At 74.1% G+C, this 6,271-nt stretch carries 6 protein-coding genes and 2 pseudogenes; 3 read left to right on the top strand and 5 right to left on the bottom strand.

Going from position 1 to position 6,271, the window contains the following annotated elements; genetic code table 11:
- A partial coding sequence (locus E1265_RS37485) for a hypothetical protein (RefSeq protein ID WP_165953950.1) occupies positions 1-442 on the top strand: 442 nt, incomplete at its 5' end.
- An 86-nt stretch (positions 443-528) separates the two neighbouring features.
- On the opposite strand, the gene E1265_RS32050 is transcribed toward E1265_RS37485, so the two are convergent.
- The gene (locus E1265_RS32050) at positions 529-1,014 is read right to left on the bottom strand and encodes a carboxymuconolactone decarboxylase family protein (RefSeq protein WP_132934473.1); all 486 of its coding nucleotides are present in this window, start codon (positions 1,012-1,014) and stop codon (positions 529-531) included.
- Positions 1,015-1,210: 196 nt separating this feature from the next.
- On the opposite strand from E1265_RS32050, the gene E1265_RS32045 reads away from it, so the two are divergent.
- Positions 1,211-2,089 (top strand): RNA polymerase sigma-70 factor, encoded by an 879-nt coding sequence (locus E1265_RS32045; RefSeq protein WP_132934472.1) that lies wholly within the window; start codon positions 1,211-1,213, stop codon positions 2,087-2,089.
- A gap of 36 nt (positions 2,090-2,125) precedes the next feature.
- Here the strand turns inward: E1265_RS32045 and E1265_RS32040 are convergent.
- The 3 genes and pseudogenes from E1265_RS32040 to E1265_RS32030 form a co-directional block, all read right to left on the bottom strand.
- A pseudogene (locus E1265_RS32040) lies at positions 2,126-2,536 on the bottom strand (TetR/AcrR family transcriptional regulator C-terminal domain-containing protein); the annotation flags it as partial.
- An 89-nt stretch (positions 2,537-2,625) separates the two neighbouring features.
- Positions 2,626-3,765, bottom strand: a complete 1,140-nt coding sequence (locus tag E1265_RS32035; protein WP_132934471.1) for an aminotransferase class I/II-fold pyridoxal phosphate-dependent enzyme — start codon at positions 3,763-3,765, stop codon at positions 2,626-2,628.
- A 124-nt stretch (positions 3,766-3,889) separates the two neighbouring features.
- Entirely contained in the window at positions 3,890-5,101 is a 1,212-nt protein-coding gene (locus E1265_RS32030; protein WP_132934470.1) for an MFS transporter, read from the bottom strand.
- Positions 5,102-5,201: 100 nt separating this feature from the next.
- Between E1265_RS32030 and E1265_RS32025 the strand changes: the two genes are divergently transcribed.
- Complete coding sequence (locus E1265_RS32025; RefSeq protein WP_132934469.1) at positions 5,202-5,684, top strand: Rrf2 family transcriptional regulator; 483 nt, start codon at positions 5,202-5,204, stop codon at positions 5,682-5,684.
- 157 nt (positions 5,685-5,841) lie between these two features.
- Here the strand turns inward: E1265_RS32025 and E1265_RS37480 are convergent.
- Positions 5,842-6,271: pseudogene (locus tag E1265_RS37480) on the bottom strand (hypothetical protein); the annotation flags it as partial.

The raw sequence follows: 6,271 nt of genomic DNA, 5'->3' as shown, positions 1-6,271 counted from the left end.
CCACGTCACCCCCGCCGGCTACGACAGGCCCGTCAAGATCTGGCTCAACCCCCACCACGGCACCCAGCTGCGAGCGCTCATCGCCGACACCGGACTGACCCCCGTCTGGTGCACGAGCTGGCGCGAGGACGCCTCCCGCCTCATCGCGCCCCGCCTCGGTCTCCCCGCCTGGCCCCACGTCTCCCTCCCACACCGCCAACTGACGACGAGCCACCCCGACGGGTACCTCTGGAAGCGCGACCACCTCGCCGAACACGCCGCCAGGGCCCCGTTCGCCTGGATCGACGACGATTTCACCCCCGCCGATCACATGTGGGCCACGGCGCGCACGACCGGCGGTCGCGCCACCCTCCTCGTCCAGCCCCAACACCGCGTCGGCATTCAACCCGAACACCTCCAGGCCGTCCGGGCCTGGGCAGCCGCCCTCACGACCGCCGCCTGACCCGTTCTCCGACCGGTCGCTCCAGGCGCCCGGCACGGCCCGGCCCGGGGTCGCTCGCTCCCGGGCCGTGCCCAGTTCGCCTCCGGTCAGTCCGAGAGGCCGGCGAACATGCCGGGGGCGTAGGAGCCGCCGCGCATGCGCGTGATCACGCCGAGCCGGGTGGCGGCGTTGATCATGGCGACCAGCGAGACCAGCGCGGCGATCTGGTCGTCGTCGTAGTGCTCGCGCAGTTGGGCCCAGGTCGCGTCGGACACGCCCTGGTGCGCGTCGGCGAGCCTGGTGCCCTCCTCGGCGAGCGCCAGCGCGGCGCGCTCGGCCTCGGTGAAGACGGTGGACTCGCGCCAGGCGGCGACCAGGTTGATCCGCACCGCGGACTCGCCGGCGTTCGCTGCCTCCTTGGTGTGGACGTCAACGCACCAACCGCAGCCGTTGATCTGACTGGCGCGCAGCTCCACCAACTCCTGGAGGGACTTCGGCAGCGACGCCTCCTGGATCGCCAGGTTGACGGCGTAGATCCGCTTGCTGACCTTGGCGCCGATTCGGTTGGTCATCAGGTTGATACGGGGTTCCATCGACTCGTCCTCACTCGTGGACCGGGTGCCGCGGCTCGTTGGCGCGGCATCGTGACGACCATGGAGAAGCCGACCACCCGGTCCCCGTGACAGCTCGGCGCTGTGACGTACGCCACCAGCGGTGGGTGTCACACGGCGGCGTGGGCCGGCTTCTCATGGGTGACGCGGTCGGGAACGAACAGGCGGGAGCCGGAACATGGACGAGTGCGGCGAGCGACACACCGAGGCGTTCGTCGCCCATCGCAACCTGCTGTTCACGGTCGCCTACGAGATGCTCGGCTCGGCCGCCGACGCCGAGGACGTCCTGCAGGAGACCTGGCTGCGCTGGGCGGGCGTCGACCTCGGCACGGTGCGCGACCAGCGCGCCTTCCTGGTCCGCGTCACCACCCGGGAGGCGCTGAGCCGGCTGCGCGCGCTTCGCCGACGCAGGGAGTCCTACGTCGGCCCCTGGCTGCCCGAGCCGCTGCTGACCGCGCCCGACGTGGCCGAGGACGTCGAGCTGGCCGACAGCGTCTCGATGGCGATGCTGCTGGTGCTGGAGACGCTCGGGCCGACGGAGCGTGCGGTGTTCGTGCTGCGCGAGGTGTTCGACCTCGGGTACGACGAGATCGCTGACGCGGTGGGCAAGACCCCGGCGGCCGTCCGCCAGATCGCCCACCGCGCGCGGGCCCACGTCGCCGCGCGCCGCCCCCGGGAGACCGTTCCGCCGGCCAGGACCCGCGACGCGCTGGACGCCTTCAAACAGGCCGTCGAGACGGGCGACATGCGACGCCTGCTCGATGTCCTCGCGCCGGACGTCGTCCTGCTGACCGACGGCGGCGGAGTGGTGCGTGCCGCGCTGGCACCCGTGGTGGGCGCCGAGCAGGTGAGCGACGTGCTGGGCCGGCTCTCCGCCACGGCCTCGCTGCGGCCGGCGCGGATCAACGGGCACCCCGCGCTGATCGTGCGGGTGGCGGGCAGGGAGGACAGCGTCCTGACGGTGCGGGTCGACGACGGCCTCATCACCGGGCTCTACGTCGTGCGCAACCCCGAGAAGCTGTCGCGCATCGGCCACGAGACCGCGGTGAGCCGCTGAACCGGACAGGGCCTGACCGGCCTGACCGCTCGTGGGCTCGTCCGGGTGGAGCGCGTCGAGGATGAGGGCGAGACCGAAGGCGAACTCGTCGGCGTAGGCGTAGCCGGGCCTGAGGACGTGCTCGACGGCGAGCTCGGCGAGGTGCGGGTGGGTGTCGGCGGACGTCTCGCGCAGGATGGCGCCCGCGACCTCGCCCAGCTCCGCCGTGCCGCTGAACGGCAGGCTCAACTCCTGGAGCACGAAGCCGTACAGGTAGCTGTCGATCAGTGAGACGGCGTGCGCGGTCATCGGCACGGAGAATCCCCCGGCGCGCAACGCTCCGAGCACGGCGTCGTGGTGGCGCAGGATCGCGGGTCCGGGCTGGGATCGGGAGTCCATCAGGCCGACGGCCCACGGATGACGCCGGAGGGCGGCGCGGGCGGAGACCGCGCGGTGCCGCATGGCGCTCGTCCGGGAGGCCCCGGCGATCGTCGGCTGCCGAACCCCCAGCGCCCTCGCCCACGCCGGCGGCCCCCGCGATCCGGTCTAGGCGTGGCCTAGGCGGCGATTCGGGTGACGGCCTCCGTCAGGGTCTCGGGCGAGCAGCCGAAGTTGAGGCGGACGTGGCCGACGCCGGACGGGCCGTAGCGGAGGCCGGCATTCAGGGCGACCCGGGCGGTGTCGAGGATGCGGGGTGTGGGGTCGTCGCCCCAGCCGAGGGCGCGGAGGTCGAGCCAGGCGAGGAAGCTGGCCGCCGGCGGCCGGTAGCGGGCGGCGGGCAGCAGTTCGGCCAGGAGCTCGGCCAGCAGCCGCCGGTTGTGGTCGAGCAGGGCGCGGACGTCGGCGAGCCAGGCGTCGCCCTCGGTGAAGGCGGCGACCGTGGCCAGCACCCCGAGGTGCCCGGTGCGGTAGAGCGAGTGCGGCGAGAGCCGGTCAGCGTACCGCTTCTGCGCCGGGTCGGCGGTGATCACCGTGGCTGCCTTGAGCCCCGCCAGGTTCCAGCCCTTGCTGGCCGAGAGGAACGAGAACCCCCGCCGCCGCGCCTCGTCCGAGACCGAGAGGAAGGGGACGAACTCGGCACCGGGCAGCACCAGCGGGGCGTGGATCTCATCGGACAGCACGTGGACGCCGTACCGGTCGGCGAGTTCGGCGAGGACCATCAGGTCCTCGCGGGGGTGCACCAGGCCGACCGGATTGTGCGGGTTGCACAGCAGGTACGCCGACGCCCCGGCCGCGAAGGCGTGCTCCAGGGCGTCCAGGTCGAGCCGCCAGCCGGCCGGCCCCTCGACCAGCGGGGCCTCGACCGGCTGGGCCCCGACCTCCCGTATCCACCAGGAGAACGGCTCGTACACCGGCGGGCTGATCACCACGCGGTCGCCCTGGCCGACGACGCGGCGGAGGATCTCGACGATGCCCATGCCGACATCGACGACGGTCCGCACGTGGTCGGGGTCGATCGCCCAGCCCCAGCTGCGCCTGGCGTATCCGCCGACCGCCTCGGCGAGCTCGCCGGTGGGTGCCGCGTAGCCGGTGTCGGATCGACCGATCGCCTCGCGCAGGACCCTGACGACGGGCTCGGCCAGCGGAACGTCCATCTCCGCGACCGTGAGAGCCAGGACGTCGTCCGGGTAGGTGCGCCACTTCGCGCTCCGGCGCTGCCTGAGGGTGGGGAGCGGATCAATCGACAGAACACCCATGTCGTGCGGGCTCCTTGGGTGAGAGAAGGGGTCTTCCCCTAATCATCGGCGCGGCCGGGCCGGTTCCGCTTCCGCCGGGACGACAGGTGATGTCGCCAGCCCGCCAACCCGTCAGCGACCGGCGTCAGCCGGCGGCGGCTCTCCGCAGCCCGGCGATGGCCGGCAGCAGCGCCACGCACACCCCGCCGAGCAGGCCGAAGGCGAGGTGGAAGTCGCCGGTGGCGTCGCGTAGGGCGCCGACCAGCAGCGGGGCGAGCGCCGCGCAGCCGTAGCCGACGAAGAACGCCATCGCGCTGATCCGGCCGGCCTCACCGGGATCGCGGCCGATCACCGCGGGCAGGGCCAGGACGAGGGTGAAGAGGCCGCCGTGGCCGACGCCGAGTGCGGCGATCCACAGCCAGGTCGCGGTGCCCGGAGCGGTCGCGAGCCCCAGGAAGCCGACGCCGGTGAGCGTCATGGTGAGGGCCAGGCCGACGCGCGCGTCCCGCCGCTCGCCGAGCAGCGCGGGTACGGCCAGCATCGCGACGACCTGGAGGGAGATCAACGCGGTGAGCAGCCCCCCGGCGCCGCCGGCGCAGTACCCGCCGTCCTCCCGCAGGAGGGGCACCACCCAGGCCAACTCGCAGTAGTACAGCGCGGAGTTGCCGGCGGCCAGCGCGGTGATGAGCCAGGCCGTGCCGCTGCGCCACGGCAGGCCGCTGGTGGCCGGACCGGCCGTGGCCATGGCCTCGTCGAGCCGCAGGGACCGTCCCGCGGCCGTCCACACCGCCATGCCGGTCAGCGCCACCACCGACCACGAGGCGAGCGCCCCCGGCCAGGAGTCGAGCGCGTCCGCGAGGGGCGCGCTGAGTCCGGCGGCGATCGCGCCGCCCAGGCCGAGGCCGGCGGTGTAGACGCCGGTGATCAGACCCGCTCGGTCGGCGAATCGTGTCTTCACCACGGCCGGCAGCAGGGTCTGCGCGATCGCGATGCCGGTGCCGGCGGCGGCCGCGCAGCTCAACTGCAGCCAGGTCGACTGGCCGAGCCCGCGCAGCGCCGTCGCCACGGCGACGATGGCGAGGCCGAGCAGCACGCCGCGCCGCAGCCCGAGCCGCCGGCCGACGACCGCCGCGAGGGGTGCGCAGATCCCCATCGCCAGCGTTGGGATGGTGGTCAGCAGCGCGACCCCCGTGGCCGACAGGTCCAGGTCGGCGCGTATGCGGTCCGCCAGGGGGGACACGGCGGCGATCGCCGGCCGTAGGTTCGCGGCCGCGACGAACAGCGCCACAGCGGCCGCGCCCAGGGCGGTGCGTGACGGGACCTCGGTCGGCCCGGATCGATCTCGCGTGTGTGGCATGGCGGCAGGACTCCCCGAACGCTCAACTCGGATGTTTTCTATCCGAGTTCTATCACGGAATCCGGATAACGGATGTCCGAGATACGGGTAGGCTGTCCCCATGAAGCTGTCGAACGGGGTGGAGTGGGCGCTGCACTGCTGTGTCACGCTCAGCCAGAGCCGGGATCCCGTGCCGGCCACCCGGCTCGCCGAGTTGCACGGCACCCCTCCGGCCTACCTCGCCAAACACCTGCAGGCGCTCTCCCGGGCCGGCGTCGTGCGCTCGACGCCCGGCCAGGTCGGCGGCTATGCCCTCACCCGGCCGGCGCACGCGATCCCCGTGCTGGAGGTCGTCCGGGCCGTCGACGGCGCCGACCCCGCCTACCGGTGCACCGAGCTCAGGCAACGTGGCCCAATCGCGGTGCCCGCCGAGCGGTGCGCGCGGCCCTGCGCCATCGCCCGGGCCATGGCAGCCGCCGAGAGCGCCTGGGCCGCGGCCCTCGAAGGCATCACCGTCGCCGACCTGGCGGCGGCCATCGACGCCGACAGCGAGGGCACCGCGATGGCCGCCGTGCGCGGTTGGCTGACGGCCGACCACGGCTGATCCCCTGACCCGCGCGCCGGTCGCGGGAGGGGCGCCGGCTCCTCTCGCCGCGGGCCAGCGCCCCCGGACGCGGCGCGGCGCCCGGCCAGCAGGGGGGCGGTGACGTAGCCGTGCACGGCACGCGGGCGGGTAGCCCCTCCCGCCCCGGCGGACCCGGCTACGCGGTGGGGGTCTCCGTCGGCGTCTCGGCGGGCGCCGGCGGGCCGCCGGCCGCGGTGTTCGTGTCGCCTTCGACGGCGCCGGAGTCGGTGCCGCCCTCGGTCTCGCCCTCGGTCGTGCCGCCCTCCGACTCGCCGCCGTCCGTCGCACCGCCGTCGGAGGTGCCGCCGTCCGTCGCGCCACCATCGGAGGTGCCGCCGTCCGACGTGCCGCCTTCCGTGCCACCCGTCGGGCTGCCGCCGGTGGATCCCGAGGTGTCGCCCGTGCCACCGGTTCCGGTCGAGCCACCCGTGCCGCCGTCGGTCGAACCGCCGGTGGTGCCCGGGCTGGTCGGCTCGTCCGTCGTCGGCTCGCTCGGCGTCGTCGGCCCCTGCGTCGGATACGTCGGGTCCTGGTACGTCGGCGCGTCCTCGGTCGGGGTGGTGGGG

This window comes from Streptomyces sp. 8K308 (assembly GCF_004348315.1).
Taxonomy (GTDB): domain Bacteria; phylum Actinomycetota; class Actinomycetes; order Streptomycetales; family Streptomycetaceae; genus Streptomyces.
Note: the sequence above shows the minus strand (reverse complement) of the source record. Positions and strands in the feature narration are given on the sequence as shown.